This is a genomic window from Curtobacterium flaccumfaciens, from assembly GCF_004361695.1.
In the GTDB taxonomy this organism is placed as follows: domain Bacteria; phylum Actinomycetota; class Actinomycetes; order Actinomycetales; family Microbacteriaceae; genus Curtobacterium; species Curtobacterium flaccumfaciens_B.
The window spans coordinates 209,772-226,810 of sequence record NZ_SNVW01000002.1 but is presented as its reverse complement, the minus strand read 5'-3'; the positions used below and the strand labels follow the sequence as shown (position 1 = coordinate 226,810).

General features: G+C 73.6%; 7 protein-coding genes, 1 tRNA gene and 1 other RNA gene. 6 read left to right on the top strand and 3 right to left on the bottom strand.

The window, feature by feature from the left end:
• Positions 1 to 51: 51 nt before the first annotated feature.
• Complete coding sequence (locus EDF64_RS03715) at positions 52 to 696, bottom strand: hypothetical protein (protein WP_133518741.1); 645 nt, start codon at positions 694 to 696, stop codon at positions 52 to 54.
• A gap of 326 nt (positions 697 to 1,022) precedes the next feature.
• A tRNA-Ser gene (locus tag EDF64_RS03710) sits at positions 1,023 to 1,110 on the bottom strand.
• Between the two features lie 120 nt (positions 1,111 to 1,230).
• Between EDF64_RS03710 and pta the strand changes: the two genes are divergently transcribed.
• Together pta and EDF64_RS03700 are read left to right on the top strand one after the other, a co-directional pair.
• Positions 1,231 to 3,339: a phosphate acetyltransferase gene (gene pta, locus EDF64_RS03705; protein ID WP_133518740.1), complete on the top strand. Its 2,109-nt coding sequence runs from the start codon at positions 1,231 to 1,233 to the stop codon at positions 3,337 to 3,339.
• A gap of 50 nt (positions 3,340 to 3,389) precedes the next feature.
• Positions 3,390 to 4,586 carry an acetate/propionate family kinase gene (locus EDF64_RS03700; protein ID WP_133518739.1) on the top strand — a complete coding sequence of 399 codons (1,197 nt, stop codon included), beginning with the start codon at positions 3,390 to 3,392 and terminating at the stop codon, positions 4,584 to 4,586.
• Between the two features lie 21 nt (positions 4,587 to 4,607).
• Here the strand turns inward: EDF64_RS03700 and EDF64_RS03695 are convergent, their stop codons facing one another.
• On the bottom strand, positions 4,608 to 5,282 hold the full coding sequence (locus tag EDF64_RS03695; protein WP_133518738.1) for an SDR family oxidoreductase: 675 nt from the start codon (positions 5,280 to 5,282) through the stop codon (positions 4,608 to 4,610).
• A gap of 36 nt (positions 5,283 to 5,318) precedes the next feature.
• Here EDF64_RS03695 and ffs point away from each other — a divergent pair.
• From ffs to recR, 4 genes are all read left to right on the top strand, one after another.
• Positions 5,319 to 5,415, top strand: an RNA gene (gene ffs, locus EDF64_RS03690) — signal recognition particle sRNA small type.
• Positions 5,416 to 5,655: 240 nt separating this feature from the next.
• Positions 5,656 to 13,242 (top strand): choice-of-anchor G family protein, encoded by a 7,587-nt coding sequence (locus tag EDF64_RS03685; RefSeq protein ID WP_133518737.1) that lies wholly within the window; start codon positions 5,656 to 5,658, stop codon positions 13,240 to 13,242.
• A gap of 143 nt (positions 13,243 to 13,385) precedes the next feature.
• Complete coding sequence (locus tag EDF64_RS03680) at positions 13,386 to 16,337, top strand: DNA polymerase III subunit gamma and tau (RefSeq protein ID WP_133518736.1); 2,952 nt, start codon at positions 13,386 to 13,388, stop codon at positions 16,335 to 16,337.
• On the top strand, positions 16,337 to 16,936 hold the full coding sequence (recR, locus tag EDF64_RS03675) for a recombination mediator RecR (protein WP_133518735.1): 600 nt from the start codon (positions 16,337 to 16,339) through the stop codon (positions 16,934 to 16,936). The genes EDF64_RS03680 and recR overlap by 1 nt, the downstream gene beginning before the upstream one ends.
• The last annotated feature ends 103 nt before the right edge of the window (positions 16,937 to 17,039 follow it).

Below are 17,039 nucleotides of genomic sequence, written 5' to 3'. Positions count from 1 at the left end.
GGTTGCGTGGGCTGGCGCCGCGGCGTTGTGTGGCGGTCCCGGACGGGGCCGTCAGCCGCCGATGAGGCCGGAGGTCTCGACGACGAGCAGCCCGGCGACGGCGGCGACCGCGAGGGCACCGACCACGACGTACGCCCCACGCTGCTCGTACCAGGCGCGGCTGGCCGGGTACCGACGGGCGAACTCCCGCGCGGGCACCGGTCGGGCGTCGTCGGCGACCCGGACCCCGAGTGCCTCGACGACGCGGTCGATCCCGTCATCGCCCCACACGTCGGCCCGGAGCCGGAACAGGTGTGCGCCCGCTGCGTCGAAGGCGACGAGCTCGCGGGTGGTCCGCTCGACGGTGCTGCCGTACGTGGTCGCGAGGACCAGGCTGTGCACCCGCTCACGACGGATCCGGCGGTTCGGGGTGACCACGCCGTGCACGGTGACGCCCGAGGGGGCGATGCCGACGAACGCCGTGCCGAGCCGGACGAACACGATGCCGATCAGGACGGCGACGACGATCACCACGGTGGCGACGAAGGTCCAGAGACGCAGGGGGAGCGACACCCACACCAGTGCGACGGCGAGGGGCACCGCGGAGAACACGACGCTGAGGATCGTCGACCGCACCAGCGAGCGGCGCGGTCGCACGACCACGTCGTAGGCGGTGCTGCGCGGGCGGGTCGTCGCCGGCGCCGTCAGGTCCCCCACGTGGACTCCTCGTCCCTCGGGTGCCCGGGCAGCACTGATCGTCCGCCCGTGGAGTGACGCCCCTGCCGCTCCGTGCACCGTGTCCGACCCGTCCCGGGGTCGTCCGTCCGGGCAGTCTAGGCGACCGACGGGTATCGGGGACAGCCCGTTCCACCCCACAGCCTCGTTTCGCGGCCAGTCCATGGCGGACGGGGGGCAGTGCGGTCCACCGGGTGGGGGACCAGGCGACCCGGAACGCAGGAGGCCCGGACCGCAGAACAGCCCGGACCGCGGAGCCCGGAACGCTGAACACCCCGGACCGATTCGGTCCGGGGTGTTCGGTGTCGTGGCGGAGAATGGGGGATTCGAACCCCCGAGGGCTTGCACCCAACACGCTTTCCAAGCGTGCGCCATAGGCCACTAGGCGAATTCTCCTGGTGCCGTCTCGCGACGACGACACCCAATGGTACAGGTCTTCCGGGGTGCGCACGACCACGGTGGTCCACGGTCGCCCGCTCCCAGATGTCACGACAAGGGCGCGGCTACCCTGGGGGCGTGTCGACCCGCATCTACATCACGTCAGCAGAAGGACACACGGGCAAGAGCACCGTCGCCCTCGGTGTCCTCGAGACCCTCGCGCGCTCGGTCGGACGGGTCGGCGTGTTCCGGCCGGTCGCCCGGTCGGTGGACGAACCCGACTACGTGCTCGAGCTCCTGCTCCAGCACACGGCGGTCGGCATCTCCTACGACGACGCCGTGGGTGTGACGTACGACGACGTGCACGCCGACCCGGACGCCGCCCTCGCCACGATCATCACCCGGTTCGCCCAGGTCGAGCGGCAGTGCGACGCGGTCGTGGTCCTCGGGTCGGACTACACCGACGTCGGCAGCCCCACCGAGCTGTCGTTCAACGCGAAGGTCGCCGCCAACCTCGGCGCGCCCGTCCTCCTCGTCCTCGGTGGCCGCGACGCCGCCGAGCACGGCGCCCGCACCCCGGAGGACATGGCGCAGGTCGCCGACGTCACGACCAGCGAGCTGCGGGCGGCACACGCGCAGGTGTTCGGCATCGTCGTCAACCGCGCCGACCCGGAGGCCCTCGCCGCGATCGTCTCGAGCGTCGAGCAGGCCGTCCGCGACGACCACCCGGACCTGCCCGTGTGGGCGATCCCCGAGGACCGCGTCCTCGTCGCCCCGACCGTGCGGGCCCTGCTCCAGGCGACCGGGGCCACGCTCGTGCGCGGGGACGAGGCCCTACTCGACCGCGAGGCGCTCGGCACCGTCGTCGCCGGCATGAGCATGGAGAACGTGCTGCCCCGCCTGATCGAGGGCGGCATCGTCGTGGTGCCGGGGGACCGCAGCGACGTGCTCATCGCCACCCTGCTCGCGAACCAGTCCGAGACCTTCCCGAGCCTCGCCGGCGTGATCCTCAACGGCGGGTTCGAGACGGCCCCGCAGATCTCCCGGCTGCTCGAGGGGCTGTCGAGCTCGCTGCCGATCGCGCAGAACGACCTCGGCACGTACGACACGGCGCTCCGGATCACCCAGACGCGCGGGCGGCTCGCGGCGGACTCCCCGCGGAAGGCCGACCTGGCGCTGGCGCTGTTCGAGCAGCACGTCGACGCCGACGCCCTGCGCGACCGGCTGCAGCTCACCCCGTCCGGTGTCGTCACGCCGCTGATGTTCGAGCACGGGCTGCTCGACCGCGCACGCGGCTACGGCAAGCGCATCGTCCTGCCGGAGGGCGACGACGACCGCGTCCTCCGTGCCGCCTCGACACTGCTGCAGCGCCAGGTGTGCGAGCTCACGATCCTCGGCGACCCGGCGGCGATCCGCACCCGGGCGACCGAGCTCGGCCTCGACCTCGACGCCGCCCAGCTCGTCAGCCCGTTCGACCCCGAGCTCCGCGAGCGCTTCGCCGAGGAGTACGCGCGGCTCCGCGCCCACAAGGGCATGTCGATCGAGCTCGCCCGCGACACCGTCACCGACGTCTCGTACTTCGGCACGATGATGGTGCAGCTCGGTTTGGCCGACGGCATGGTCTCCGGCGCGAAGCACACCACGGCGCACACCATCCGGCCGTCCTTCGAGATCATCAAGACCCGACCGGACACCTCGATCGTGTCGAGCGTGTTCCTGATGGCACTCGCCGACCGGGTCCTCGTCTACGGCGACTGCGCGGTCATCCCGGACCCGACGAGCGAGCAGCTCGCCGACATCGCGATCTCGTCCGCCGAGACCGCGACGCAGTTCGGGATCGACCCGCGCGTGGCGATGCTCAGCTACTCCACCGGCGACAGCGGCACCGGGGCGGACGTCGACAAGGTCCGCGCCGGCACGGCGTTCGTGCGGGAGCGCCGCCCGGACCTGCTCGTCGAGGGACCGATCCAGTACGACGCCGCAGCGGACCCGACGGTCGCGAGCACCAAGATGCCCGACTCCCCGGTGGCCGGCCGGGCGACGGTCTTCATCTTCCCGGACCTCAACACGGGCAACAACACGTACAAGGCCGTGCAGCGCTCGGCCGGCGCCGTCGCCATCGGCCCGGTGCTGCAGGGCCTGCGCAAGCCGATCAACGACCTCTCGCGCGGGGCGCTCGTCGGCGACATCGTGAACACCGTCGCGATCACCGCGATCCAAGCCGGCACCGCGTCCGACGCGGCCTGACCGACCGACCCGCACCGCGCCTCCAGGCCCCTACAGAAAGCGACCGCCCCGTGACCGCAGCCCTCGTCGTCAACTCCGGCTCGAGTTCGTTCAAGTACCAGCTCATCGAGCTCGAGGGGGAGCGGACGCTCGCCTCCGGGCTGGTCGAGCGCATCGGCGAGTCGACCGGCGCGTGGAAGCACACCAACGCGCTCACCGGCGAGTCCTCGTCGAACGACTCGGCTGCCGTGCCGGACCACGCCGCCGGGTTCCAGGCGATGATCGACGCGTTCGCGAAGGTCGGTCCCTCGTTCGACGAACACCCGCCGGCCGTCGTCGGCCACCGCGTCGTGCACGGGGGCACGAGCTTCGACCGGGCGACCGTCGTCACGGACGACGTCGAGCGTGAGATCGAGGACCTCAGCAGCCTCGCGCCGCTCCACAACCCCGCGAACCTCGAGGGCATCCGTGCCGCCAAGCAGGTCTTCACCGACGTGCCGCAGGTCGCCGTGTTCGACACCGCGTTCCACCAGACGATGCCGCCGCACGCCTACACCTACGCGATCCCGGCCGACCTCGCGGAGCAGTACCGGATCCGCCGCTACGGCATGCACGGCACGAGCCACAAGTACGTCTCCGAGCAGGCCGCGGACTTCCTCGGCCGTCCCCTCGGCGAGCTGAAGACGATCGTGCTGCACCTCGGCAACGGGGCGTCCGCGGCGGCCATCGACGGCGGCCGGTCGATCGAGACCTCGATGGGGCTCACCCCGCTCGAGGGCCTCGTGATGGGGACCCGCTCCGGCGACCTCGACCCGGCCGTCCTCATCCACCTCCACCGCGAGGCCGGGCTGTCCTTCGACGAGCTCGACACCATGCTCAACAAGGAGTCCGGACTGCTCGGCCTGACCGGCAACGGTGACATGCGCGACGTGCAGGACGCCGCCCTCAACGGTGACGACGAGGCCGAGGCGGCGCTCGCCGTGTACCGGCACCGCATCCGCCGCTACGTCGGCGCCTACACGGCGCAGCTCGGCGGGCTCGACGCGGTCGTCTTCACGGCGGGCGTGGGGGAGAACAACGCGCTGCTGCGCCGGCGCGTGCTCGCCGGGCTCGGGCACCTCGGCATCGAGATCGATCCGGACCGCAACGAGCTGGCATCCCGGGAGGCGCGGCTCATCTCCACGGACGCGTCCCGTGTCGCGGTGCTCGTCATCCCGACGAACGAGGAGCTCGAGATCGCCCGGCAGTCGGCTGCGGTCGCCCTGTAGGGGCGGGGCCGCGCCCGCGCGTCAGCCGAGCGCGGCCAGGGCAGCGGGGATCGGGGTGTCGCCGCTCGTCACCTCGAACTGCACGCCCACCGCGGTGTCGTCGAGGAGCGCGTGCAGCACCACCGCGGCGACGTCGGCGCGCGGGATCGAGCCGCGCGGCACCGTCCGGCCGACGTCGACCGTGCCCTGCGGCGGCGTGTCGAGGAGGCCGCCCGGCCGCACGATCGTCCAGCGCAGGCTGCGCGCCCGGAGGTTCGCGTCTGCCTCGGCCTTCGCGCGCAGGTAGACCTGGAACACGTCGTCCTCGCTCCGCGCGGGCACCGCGGCGCGCTCGGGGTCGTACGAGTCCGCCGCCATCGCCGAGATCATCACGTACCGACGGATCCCGACCCGCTCGGCGGCGTCCGCGAGCAGGATCGCGCCGTCCCGGTCGAGCGAGAGCTTCCGCTCGGCGCCGCTGCCCGGTCCGGCCCCCGCGGCGAAGACGACGGCGTCGACCCCGCGCAGGCGGAGCGCGAGCTCGTCGTCGTCGAGCTGTTCGAGGTCGGCGACGATCGCCCGGGCACCCTGCTGCTCCACGTCGGTGACGTGGGCGGGGTTCCGGACGATGGCGACGGCGTCGTGGCCGGCGTCGGTGACGAGGCGGGCGAGGTGGAGTGCGATCTTGCCGTGTCCTCCGGCGATGGCGATCTTCATGTGTCCGAGTCTGCCCGTTCCGTCCGGTAGACTTCCGGAGGCTCCTCACGTGACGCCATCCAGGCCAACTCCCCCAGGGCGGAAACGCAGCAAGGGTAACCGGGCTCTGGCGGGTGCGTGGGGAGTCTTTGCGTTCCCTGCGGAGTGCTTGTCTCCTGCGTGGTGCTTGTTTCCTGCGCAGTGTTCTCTGCGGCTCTACCGGCGTGCCCGACACGGATGGTGTCCATTTCGTAACGGGGAGCGGACAGCAACCTGATCGTGTGTCAAGATCACCCTCAGGGACTCCCAACCAGGGTTCCTGCACCTCCTCCGCCTCACCAGCGGGGAGTTCCGGATCAGGTGGTGGGTTCGCCCGCCAGGAAAAGAGACACGCATGCGCAGGCACGCGTCGCTTCGGGGTACCCCTGTACCCACGACAGCGCACGACTGGACACGACGGATCATCGCTGCTGGCGGCCGAGCTCGACGACGAGCGTCGGACGACCGGCGTCTCCTCCTGCGCGGCGGCGTCATCGCCACGGTGACGGCGCTGATCGCCGCCACCGTGGCGATCCAACCCGCTGCGGCCGCCCAGACCGACGTCGCCGAGGCCGAGGGCGTCCTGCTCAGCGGCTCGGGCATCGTCAACGTGGACAGCATCGCGCAGCTCGGTGGTGCGTACTCCGCGCGCGGCGCGACCACCGGCGGCGGCACGACGAACCAGCCGCTCAACCTGACGGCACTCAACGCGGTCGGGGTGGACCTCGGCAACGACGTCGACCTGCTCGGACCGAACGGCATCCTCACCCTCGGGGTCGACGGCCAGTACGCCACGACCTCGGCGAACGGGGCGACGGCGTCCTCGGGGCTCCTGACCAACGACGGCGGCATCGGTGTCGGCACCGGGTCGGGCACCGGCGCGGCGACGCTGGACCTCAACCCGCTGTTCTCGCGGGTGGGCGCCGACACGACGGTGCTCTCGAACGCGCAGCTGCAGGTCGGGGCCCTCGCCTCGCGGCTGTCGGCGACCCGCGGGTCTACCGTCACGACCTCGAGCGACTACCGGATCGCCGGGGCGAACCTGAACCTCACCAGCCCGGCGGTCGCCGGGCTGACCACGTCCCTCCGCACGCAGCTGCGGACCGTGTCGAGTTCGGTGAACTCCACGCTCGGGGCGAACGGCGCGCTGTCCGGCACGACCACGGCGCTCACCGCGGAGATCCAGCGACTGCTCCGCACCACCGCGCTCGGGCTCGTGAACGTCAACGGGACGACGGTCACCGCGACCGTGAACCTCAACCTCGACGGCACGCTCGAGCAGGTCCTCCAGCAGCCGCTCACCGACGGCGCCGTGACGATCACCCCGGCAACCGGGGCCATCACGGTCGACCTCGACAAGCTCACCGCGTTGAACGGGCAGCCGGCGAACACGCCGGTGCTCACGGCCGTCGCGGTGAACACGATCAACCAGAGCATCGCGACGATCCTCGGGACGCAGCTGCCCACGGCGCTGCAGACCGCGGTCGTGAACACGATCAACTCCACGGCGGTCGCGATCAACGTCACCGCCAACCTCAACGTCGCCACCCTGCCGCTCGCGGCCCTGGCGCTCCGGGCGGACACCACCCTCGGTGCACTCGCCGGGACGGCTCCGGCCACCGCGACCGTGACCGCCACCGGCGGCCCGCTCGGACTGAACGTCCTCGGCGCGCTGCTCGCCCCGGCGGTGAACGGCATCGTGCTCCCGGCGGTCCAGACGCTCGTCCGGCCCCTGGTCGGCGGCACCGCCCTGACCGCCCTCGGCACCACGCTGACGAACACGACGACGGCGGTGTCGACTGTGCTCTCCCCGGTCGTGCTGCTCCTCCGTCAGGTGATCGACCTGACCGTCAACGCGCAGGACACCACCACCGGGTTCCGCGACGCACGCGGCTACGACCCGGGGTCGCGGAGCGTGCACGCCCTGCGCCTGTCGGTCCTGCCCGGCGTCAACGCGGCGACGGTGGACCTGGCGACCTCGACGGTCCGTGCCACCGCGTTCGTCGCACCGACCATCACCGCCCCGACCGCGAACCAGGTGTTCAGCGTGCCGACGTCCAGCTCGACCCGCAGCATCACCGTCAGTGGTGTCGGCGAGCCCGGCGCCACGATCGCCGTGGGCCTCGGCGGCGGCCGCACCGGGACCGCGACGGTCGCCGCGAACGGCACGTGGACGACGACCATCGCGACCGTCCCGACCGGCGAGTACACCGCGACCGCGACGCAGACCGTCGGCGGGACCGCGGCGGGCACGGCCACGCAGCAGTTCTCCGTGGTCGCGCAGCAGGCGCTGACGATCACGACGCCGACGGCCGGACAGGCCTTCACCACGACCGGCACCACCGCTCCGGTGACCCTCACCGGCACCGCGACCCCGAACGCCCGCATCGACGTCGACCTCGGCGGCGGACTCACCGCGACCGGCACCGCGAACGGCACCGGCGCGTGGAGCGTCACCGTGCCGGAGGTCCCGGTGGGCAACCAGACCGCGAGCGTCACGCAGACCGTGGGCGACAGCACCTCGGCCCCGGTCACCCGTGGGTTCCGCGTCGTGGCGGCTGCCGGCCTGACCGTCGACACCCCGACGCAGGACCAGGACTTCCCGCTCGCGGGCACCACCCGTGACGTGCCGTTCTCCGGTTCCGCGCAGCCCGGTGCCCGCGTCGACGTCTCGGTGAACGGGGGCGACCGGACCGCGACGACCACCGCGAACGCCGGTGGTACCTGGTCGACGACGATCACCGGCGTCCCCGCCGGCGAGTACACGTCGACCGTGACCCAGACCGTCGGGTCCTCGACGAGCGCCCCGGTCACGCGTGACTTCACCGTCACCGCGGCCCCGGCCCTGACGATCGACGCCCCGGAGGACGGCAGCACCATCACCGTCGCCGACGCCACGTCGACGACGCCCGTGACGGTGTCCGGCTCCGCAGCACCGAACGCGCAGGTCACGGTGGGCATCGGCGGCTCCTTCACCGCCACGGTGGCGGCCGACGACGACGGCGACTGGGAGGCCACCTTCCAGGGCGTCCCCGTCGGCGACCGCACCGCCACCGCACGGCAGACCGTGGCCGGCACGACCTCGGGTCCGGTCAGCACGGACTTCACCGTGGCCGCGGGTGCTCCGATCGCCATCACGGCCCCGGCGTCCGGCGCCACCGTGACGGTCCTCGACGCGGGCACCACGACGGACCTCGACCTGACCGGCACCGCCGAGCCCGGCGCGGACGTGGCGGTGTCGCTCGGCGGCGGACTGACCGCGACGACCACGGCCAACGACGACGGCGACTGGACCGCCACCGTCCAGGACGTCCCGGTCGGCCGCTACACGATCTCCGCCACGCAGACCGTGAACGGCACCACCTCGCCGGCCGTCCGGCAGACGATCACCGTCGCCGCCGGTGCCGGTCTCGTCGTGTCGACGCCGACGCAGGGGAGCACCACCGCGGTCGCGACCGACGACTCGACCATCGACGTCAGGGTCTCGGGCACGGCGCAGCCGGGCGCCGACGTCAGCGTCGTCCTCGACGGCGACGGTGACCCCGTCACGACGACCGCGGGCACCGACGGCACGTGGACCGTCACCCTGCCGGGCGTCGACACCGGCGACCACACCGCAGCGGTCACGCAGACCGTGGGCGGGGCGACCTCCGCACCCGTCGACCGTGACTTCACGATCGCGGCCGGCGACGCCCTCGTCATCGAGTCGCCCACCGACGCGCAGCAGGTCCCGGCCGGCGCGGGCGGTCAGGTCGGCGTCGTGGTGCGGGGCACCGCGGAGCCCGGCGCGACCGTCGCCGTCACGGTCGACGACGGCGACCCCGTCGACGTCGTCGCGGACGCCTCGGGCAACTGGGAGACCGACGCGGTCGACCTCGCCGTCGGCGACCACACCGTCACCGCGGTGCAGACGGTGAACGGCACGACCGGTCCGACCGTCACGCGCGACTTCACCGTCGTGCCGGGGACGGCCATCACGATCGAGGCGCCGGCCGTCGGCTCGCGCTTCGTCGTGGTCGACGGGGACGCCACCGCGACGGCGACGATCTCGGGCTCGTCCGAGCCGAACGCCGACGTCACCGTCTCGCTGGGCCCGGACACCACCTTCACGACGACGGCGACCGGCACCGGCGCGTGGACTGTCCAGGCCACGGGCCTCGCACCGACCGGCACCTACACGGTGAACGCCAGCCAGAGCGTCGCCGGCACCGTGACGTCGGCGATCCCGACGACGTTCCAGGTGGTCACCGCGAACCCGCTCGCGATCACCGCCCCGACCACGGCGGCGATCCCGGTCGCCGGCGAGGACGTCGTGCGTGACGTGACGGTCACGGGGACCGGCCAGCCCGGCGCCTCCGTGACCGCCACCACGGCCGACGCCGACGACCAGCAGGCGACCGTCGCTCCCGACGGCACCTGGTCGGTCACGTTCCCGGACCTCGCGGTCGGGACGCACCCGGTCTCGGTGACGCAGACGCTGCCCGGCTCGGTCTCCGAGCCGGCGACGTCCGACCCGGTCACCCGGACCGTCACGATCGAGGCGGCCGACCCGGTGACCGTCACCGCGCCGGGCACCGGCGACGTGCTCCTCGTGCCGGACGCCGACGCCACGCGTGACGTCACGGTGACGGGCACGGCGGAGCCGGGCGCCCCGGTCACGGTGCGGCTCGGCGCCGCCGAGCTGACCACGACCGCGGACGGTGACGGCGACTGGACCGTGACGTTCGGCGAGGTCGGTGTCGGCACCCCGACGCTCACCGCGAGCCAGACGGTGAACGGGACCACTGCCTCCAGTCCGGAGCAGACCGTGACCGTCCGCGCCGCGACCGCGCTGACGCTGACGGCACCGGAGGACGGCGACGTCCTGACCGTCGCGGACGCGGCCGGCACGGCCGACGTGCGCGTCACGGGCCGCGCCCAGGGCGGGGCCACGGTCACCGTGACCCTGTCGAACGGCGAGTCCGACGCGGTCACCGCCGCGACGGACGGCTCGTGGGCGACCACCTTCGAGGACGTCCCCGTCGGCGACTACCGGGTCCGCGCGACCCAGGTCGTCGAGGGCCAGACGTCGGCACCGGTCAGCGCCGGGGTCTCCGTCCGGGCCGGTGCACCGCTCACGGTGACCGCGCCCGTCGGGGCGACGTCCGTCACCGTCGCCGACGACGACGCGACGACCGACGTCGCGTTCGCCGGCACCGGTCAGCCGGGGGCGACCGTCACGGTCGACCTCGGAGCGGGCGGCACCGCGACGGCGCCCGTCGGGCAGGACGGAAAGTGGTCCACCACCGTCGAGGACGTGCCGACCGGCTCGTACACGGCAGCGGTGACGCAGGCGGTCAACGGGACGACGAGCGCCGCGGTGGAACGCCCGGTGTCCGTGGTCGCGGCCGCCGACCTGACGATCCGCCAGCCGGGCGACGACCCGATCACCGTCGCGGACGGTGACGCCACGACCACCGTGACGATCGCGGGCGACGCCCAGCCGGGCGCCACCGTGACGGTCACCGTCGACGACCGCGACCCGGTCGAGGTCCCCGTCGGCGACGACGGGACCTGGACGCTCGACGTCGAGGACCTCGGCGTCGGCACGCACGACGTCAGCGTCACGCAGACCGTCGACGGGTCCACCTCGACCACCCCGGTCGAGACCACGTTCGAGATCGAGGCGGGCGCGCCCGTCCGGATCGACGAGCCGACGGCCGACCAGGAGTACACCGTCGCCGGCGAGGGCGCGACCACCACGGTCGCCGTCAGCGGCACCGCTGAGCCCGGCGCGACCGTCGTCGTCGACCTCGGTGGCGGACGCAGCGAGTCGACGACGGCGAACGGCAGCGGCGCCTGGAGCGTCTCGGTGCCGGACGTGCCCGCGGGGACCCCGACGGTCAGCGTGACGCAGCGGATCGGTGACACCGTCTCCGCGCCGGTCACGGTCGGCATCCGGGTGCTCGTCGCCGACCCGATCACCATCGCCACCCCGGCCGACGGCTCCACGGTCCGGGTCGCCCAGCGCGACTCGGTCGCGACCGTCACCGCGAACGGCGCCGCCGAGGCCGGTGCCGCCGTGCGCGTCTCGGTCGACGGGGGCGACCCGGTGACCGTGACCGCGACGGACGGCGGCACGTGGTCGCTCGACCTCGAGGGCCTGGGGGTCGGCGAGCACGCCGTCCGCGCCACCCAGACCGTCGACGGCTCGACGTCCGCTCCGGTCAGCAGCACCTTCACGGTCGCCCCGGGCACGGCGCTCACCGTGGACACCCCCGCGGACGGCGACACCGTCACCGTCCCGTCCGGCACCACCGGCGCGACCGTCCCGGTCAACGGGCAGGGGCAGGCCGGCGGCACGGTCCGCATCGTGACAGACGGCGGCACGCCCGTCGTGGTGCCGGTCGGCCCCGACGGCCGGTGGTCGACGGTGCTCACCGGCCTCGACGAGGGCGACCACACGATCGTCGTCACGCAGGTCGTGAACGGCACCACGTCGTCGCCGATCGAGCGCGACGTGACGATCGAGGTCGCCCCGGCGGACGCGATCGTGGTCACGTCCCCGGCGAACGGCACCGCGTACCGCGTCATCGGCGGCTCCACCGACGTCCGCGTCGAGGGCGTCTCCGCACCGAACGCCGCGATCTCGGTGCGGATCGACGGCGGGACCCCGGTCACCACGACGGCGGACGACGACGGTGCGTGGGCGGTGACCGTCCCCGGTGTCGGCACCGGCACGCACACCATCGTCGCCTCGCAGACGGTCGACGGGGACACCAGCGCCGCTCCGCAGGTCGGCATCTCGGTCGCCGCCGCGACGCCGGTCCGGGTCACCAGCCCGACCGACGGACAGGTGTTCCCGATCACGGGCACCACGACGTCGATCCCGGTGAGCGGCACGGCCGAGCCCGGGGCCACGGTGACCGTGTCCGTGGGTGGCCGGACGGTCTCGACGACCGCCGGTCAGGACGGCTCGTGGACCGCGACCGTCGGGGACGTCCCGCCGGGGACCCACCCGCTGTCCGTCACGGAGACGGTCGGCGGACGGACCTCCGACCCGGTGACCAGCAGCATCCGCGTCGTCGTCGCGCAGCCGGGCGACGTCAGCATCACGAACCCGCAGCCGGGCCAGCTGTTCCCCGCGGACGGCACCGGTGACACCGGTTCCTTCACGGTGACCGGCCACGCCACGCCGGGTGCCACGGTGACCGTCCGACTGTCGAACGGTCAGGTCCGGGTCACCACCGCGGACGCGAACGGCAACTGGAGCGTCCGGTTCGACCGGGTGCCCGAGGGCGACTGGACGATCACCGCGTCGCAGTCGGTCAACGGCACGACGAGCGCGGCGCAGCCGGTGCCGATCGTGGTCGCCGACGTCGACCCGCTGGCGGTCACCTCGCCCACCGCGGGCGCGCACCGGACCGCCTCGGCCGCCGGCACCGTCGACTGGCGTGTGGCGGGCACCGCGGAGCCGGGTGCGACCGTGACCGTGGTGGCGGACGACGGGACGCCCGTCACCACCACAGCGGACGACACCGGCGCGTGGTCGGTCGTGCTCCGACTCGGCGTCGGGCCGCACACGATCCGGGTCACCCAGACCGTCGACGGTGCGACCTCGGCCGTGCAGTCGGTCGCCGTGGTGGTCGACGCTGCGGACGGCCCGGGCACGCCGGGCGACCCGGGTGACCCCGGGACGCCGGGGACGCCGGGCACCCCCGGGACGCCCGGTCTGCCGGGTGCACCCGGCACCGGGTCCGGTGCCGGCATCGGCTCGGGTTCGGGTACCGGCACGGGCAGCGGCTCCGGTCCGGGCGTCGGGTCCGGCTCGGGTGGGCTCGCCTTCACCGGTGCCGACGTGGCCCCGCTCGCGGGTGCCGCCGGCGGCCTGGTGGTGCTCGGGTTCCTCCTGCTGGGCCTGTCCCGCCTGGCGCGCGGCCTCCGCCGTCGCCGCCGCGCCTGACACCGCACGCACCGCACGCACCGCGCCTCTCGTCCGTCATCTGCACGGACGGGAGGCGCGGTGCCGTCCGTGCGCACGGCCCACTCCCCACAGGTGGTCACGTCGGGCCACGGGGTGTCGGTCGTCCCGGCTACCCTTGGGGCGTGGTCACCGCCCTGTATCGCCGTTACCGGCCCGAGAACTTCGCCGAGCTGATCGGTCAGTCGCAGGTCACCGATCCGCTCCGGACGGCCCTGCGCACGAACCGGGTCAACCACGCGTACCTCTTCAGCGGCCCGCGCGGCTGCGGCAAGACGACCTCCGCCCGGATCCTGGCACGCTGCCTGAACTGCGCCGAGGGCCCCACGGACACCCCGTGCGGCGTCTGCCCGAGCTGCGTCGAGCTCGCGCGCGGCGGCGGCGGATCGCTCGACGTGATCGAGATCGACGCCGCCAGCCACAACGGTGTCGACGACGCCCGTGACCTCCGCGACCGGGCCGTGTTCGCTCCCGCTCGCGACCGCTACAAGATCTTCATCCTCGACGAGGCGCACATGGTGACGCCGCAGGGCTTCAACGCGCTCCTCAAGCTGGTCGAGGAACCGCCGGAGCACGTCAAGTTCATCTTCGCGACGACCGAGCCCGAGAAGGTCATCGGCACCATCCGGTCGCGCACCCACCACTACCCGTTCCGCCTGGTCCCGCCGGCCGCGATGCTCGAGTACGTCGAGCAGCTCTGCACGCAGGAGTCCGTGACGGTCGCTCCCGGCGTGCTGCCGCTGGTCGTCCGGGCCGGGGGCGGCTCGGTCCGCGACACCCTGTCCCTGCTCGACCAGCTCATGGCGGGCAGTGAGGACGGTGCCATCGCCTACGAGCGGGCCGTCGCACTGCTCGGGTACACCGATGCCGCGCTGCTCGACGACGTCGTCGACGCGCTCGCCGTCGCCGATCCGGCGTCGGCCTTCGCGGCGATCGACCGCGTCGTGCAGACCGGGCAGGACCCGCGGCGCTTCGTCGAGGACCTGCTCGAGCGGCTCCGTGACCTCATCGTCGTCGCGGCGACGAACGAGAGCGCCGCGGCCGTGCTGCGCGGGGTCTCGCCGGAAGAGCTCGACACCATGTCCCGCCAGGCCGGGGTCTTCGGCGCGACGGGGCTGTCGCGGGCGGCGGACATCGCGAACCGGGCGCTCACCGACATGACCGGCGCGACGTCGCCGCGGCTCCACCTCGAGCTGATGACGGCACGCATGCTCGTGCCCGAGGCCGACGACACCCAGCGCGGTGCCCTCGCCCGCGTCGAGCGGCTCGAGCGCCGGGTCGGTGTCGGGGACGCCGGTGGGCACCAGGCCGGGCCGGAGACCATGCCGGCGGCGGCCGCGTCCGTTTCTTCTGCACCCGTGTCGTCTGCACCCGTGTCGTCAGCGCCCGTTGCAGCTGCGCCCGTGCGGCCGACGCCGGTCGCGACGCCCGCGCCCGAGCGCCCCGTTGCCGAGGCTCCGTCTACCGCGACGACCGCGGCGCCGGAGCCCACGACCACCGCGACACCGACCACCGCGACGCCGCCGACCGACTCCGGAACCGCCGCTCGCGATGCGGCAGCCTCGTGGGCCGCCGCTGTCCCGAGCGCTCCCGAGGCGCCGACGGATGCCGCTCCGAGCGCTGCGCCGACCAGTACGCCTGCGCCGACGGGTGCCGCGCCGACGGGTGTCACTGCGCCGACTGGTCCGTCTGCGCCGTCCGGCACGGCGAACGCATCGTCGACGGGGCAGGGTGCCACGGCCGGGGACGAGCCCGCCGTCCGGCCCGTCGCGGCCGTCGGCTTCCAGCAGCTCCGCGACTCGTGGCCGCAGATCGTCGAGCACGTCCAGCGCGCGAAGCGTTCGGCGTGGTCCGTCGTGGTCACCGCGCAGGTGACGGCCCTGCGCGAGGACGTGCTCACCCTGACGTTCCCGAGCCAGCAGGACGTCGCCTCGTTCAAGGAGATGTCCGACCCGGCCACGAGCGTCAGCGAGCTCCTGCGCGCGGCGATCGTCGACGTCCTCGGGCTCCGCGTGAAGTTCGTGGCGCGCGGCCCGGGTGGTCCGGGCCAGCAGCGTCCCGCACAGCCCCAGGCGCCGACACAGGCGCCGCAGCAGGACCGTGCACCGGAGTCGGCGGCGCCGTCGACTCCGCCGCAAGCAGCGCCGACGTCCCAGCCGGCCGCGCAGCAGCCGGCTCCCCAGCAGCAGGCCACCCAGCAGTCGCTACCGGAGCGGTCCGCACCGGAGCGGCCCGCTCCCGCGCAGTCCGCACCGCAGCAGTCGGGTCCGGAACGGTCGGCTCCGCAGCAGTCCACGCCGCAGCGGTCCACCGCGCAGCAGTCCGCACCGCAGCAGTCGGCTCCGCGGCAGTCCGCCCCCGATGCACCGGCCGCCGCGGCGAAGCCGGCGTCCACCGAACCCACGGGTGCTCCGGTGACCGAGTGGGCCGTCGCGGCGATCCCCGCGACCGACCCGACCGCCGGCGCGGCGTCCGGGAACGGCGAACCCTCGTGGTCGGCCCCCTTCGGCACGACCGACACCGGCGAACCGGTCGCCCCGGCGCCGACGGTGTCCGACCCCGCGGTCGACGCAGCCCTCGCGGCACAGCTCCGTCCGGCGTCCTCACTGGCCGCAGCAGCGCCGGCGGCAGCAGCGACCGCAGCACCGACGGCAGCACCGACGGCAGCACCGACCACTGGTGCCGCCAGCGCGGACGCCGCACCGCAGCCGGCGTCGACCTCGGGTGCCGTGTCGCCGGCCGGACCGCCGACCGATGACGTGCCGGTCGACGACTACCCGCTCGACGACGACCCGTACGGCGACGGCGACCCCTACCCGGACACGCCGAACGCGCCGAGTGCGCCCGCCGCCGGGCCGACCGCACCCGCCGCCGACGCCGCGCCCCGGGCGACGGCTCCGGCGCCGCAGCAGGCAGCGGCCCAGCAGCCAGCGCCGCAGCAGGCAGCACCCCAGCGCCAGGCGCCGCACCAGGTCCGCCGCACGCCGGTGGCCGGACGGTACGGCGAGGCCGTCGTCCGTGAGATCCTGAACGCCCAGTTCATCGAGGAGACCTCCCTCCACGAGGAAGGCGCCTGATGTACGACGGCATCGTGCAGGACCTCATCGACGAGTTCGGTCGCCTCCCCGGCATCGGCCCGAAGTCGGCGCAGCGCATCGCGTTCCACATCCTCCAGACCGAGTCGTTCGACCCGACCCGGTTGTCCGAGCTCCTGTCGGACGTCAAGGAGCGGGTCCGCTTCTGCGAGATCTGCGGCAACGTCACCGAGAACGTGCAGTGCAGCATCTGCCGCGACCCGCGTCGGTCACCGGCGGTGATCTGCGTCGTCGAGGAGGCGAAGGACGTCGCGGCGATCGAGCGCACCCGCGAGTTCCGCGGGCTGTACCACGTGCTCGGCGGCGCGATCAGCCCCATCGACGGCATCGGCCCGGACGACCTCCGCATCCAGCAGCTCATGACGCGCCTGGCCGACGGCACGGTGGACGAGGTGATCATCGCGACCGACCCCAACCTCGAGGGCGAGGCCACGGCGACGTACCTCAGCCGGCTGCTCGTCCCGATGGGCATCCGGACGACCCGACTGGCGTCCGGACTACCGGTCGGCGGCGACCTGGAGTACGCCGACGAGGTCACCCTCGGGCGCGCCTTCGAGGGCCGCCGGGTCGTCGGCGGCTGACCCGCCGGACCCCGTCCGGGCCCCTGGCCGAGCGTCATCGGGCGTCGGGACCCACGCAGGATCGTTGCGTCTGCACCCGCTCTGACGCAACATCCGCGAAACA

Excerpts from the sequence above, each read along its gene's own strand:
- EDF64_RS03695 (WP_133518738.1), bottom strand. The coding sequence starts at position 5,282 with ATGAAGATCGCCATCGCCGGAGGACACGGCAAGATCGCACTCCACCTC.
- EDF64_RS03685 (WP_133518737.1), top strand. The coding sequence starts at position 5,656 with ATGCGCAGGCACGCGTCGCTTCGGGGTACCCCTGTACCCACGACAGCG.
- recR (WP_133518735.1), top strand. The coding sequence starts at position 16,337 with ATGTACGACGGCATCGTGCAGGACCTCATCGACGAGTTCGGTCGCCTC.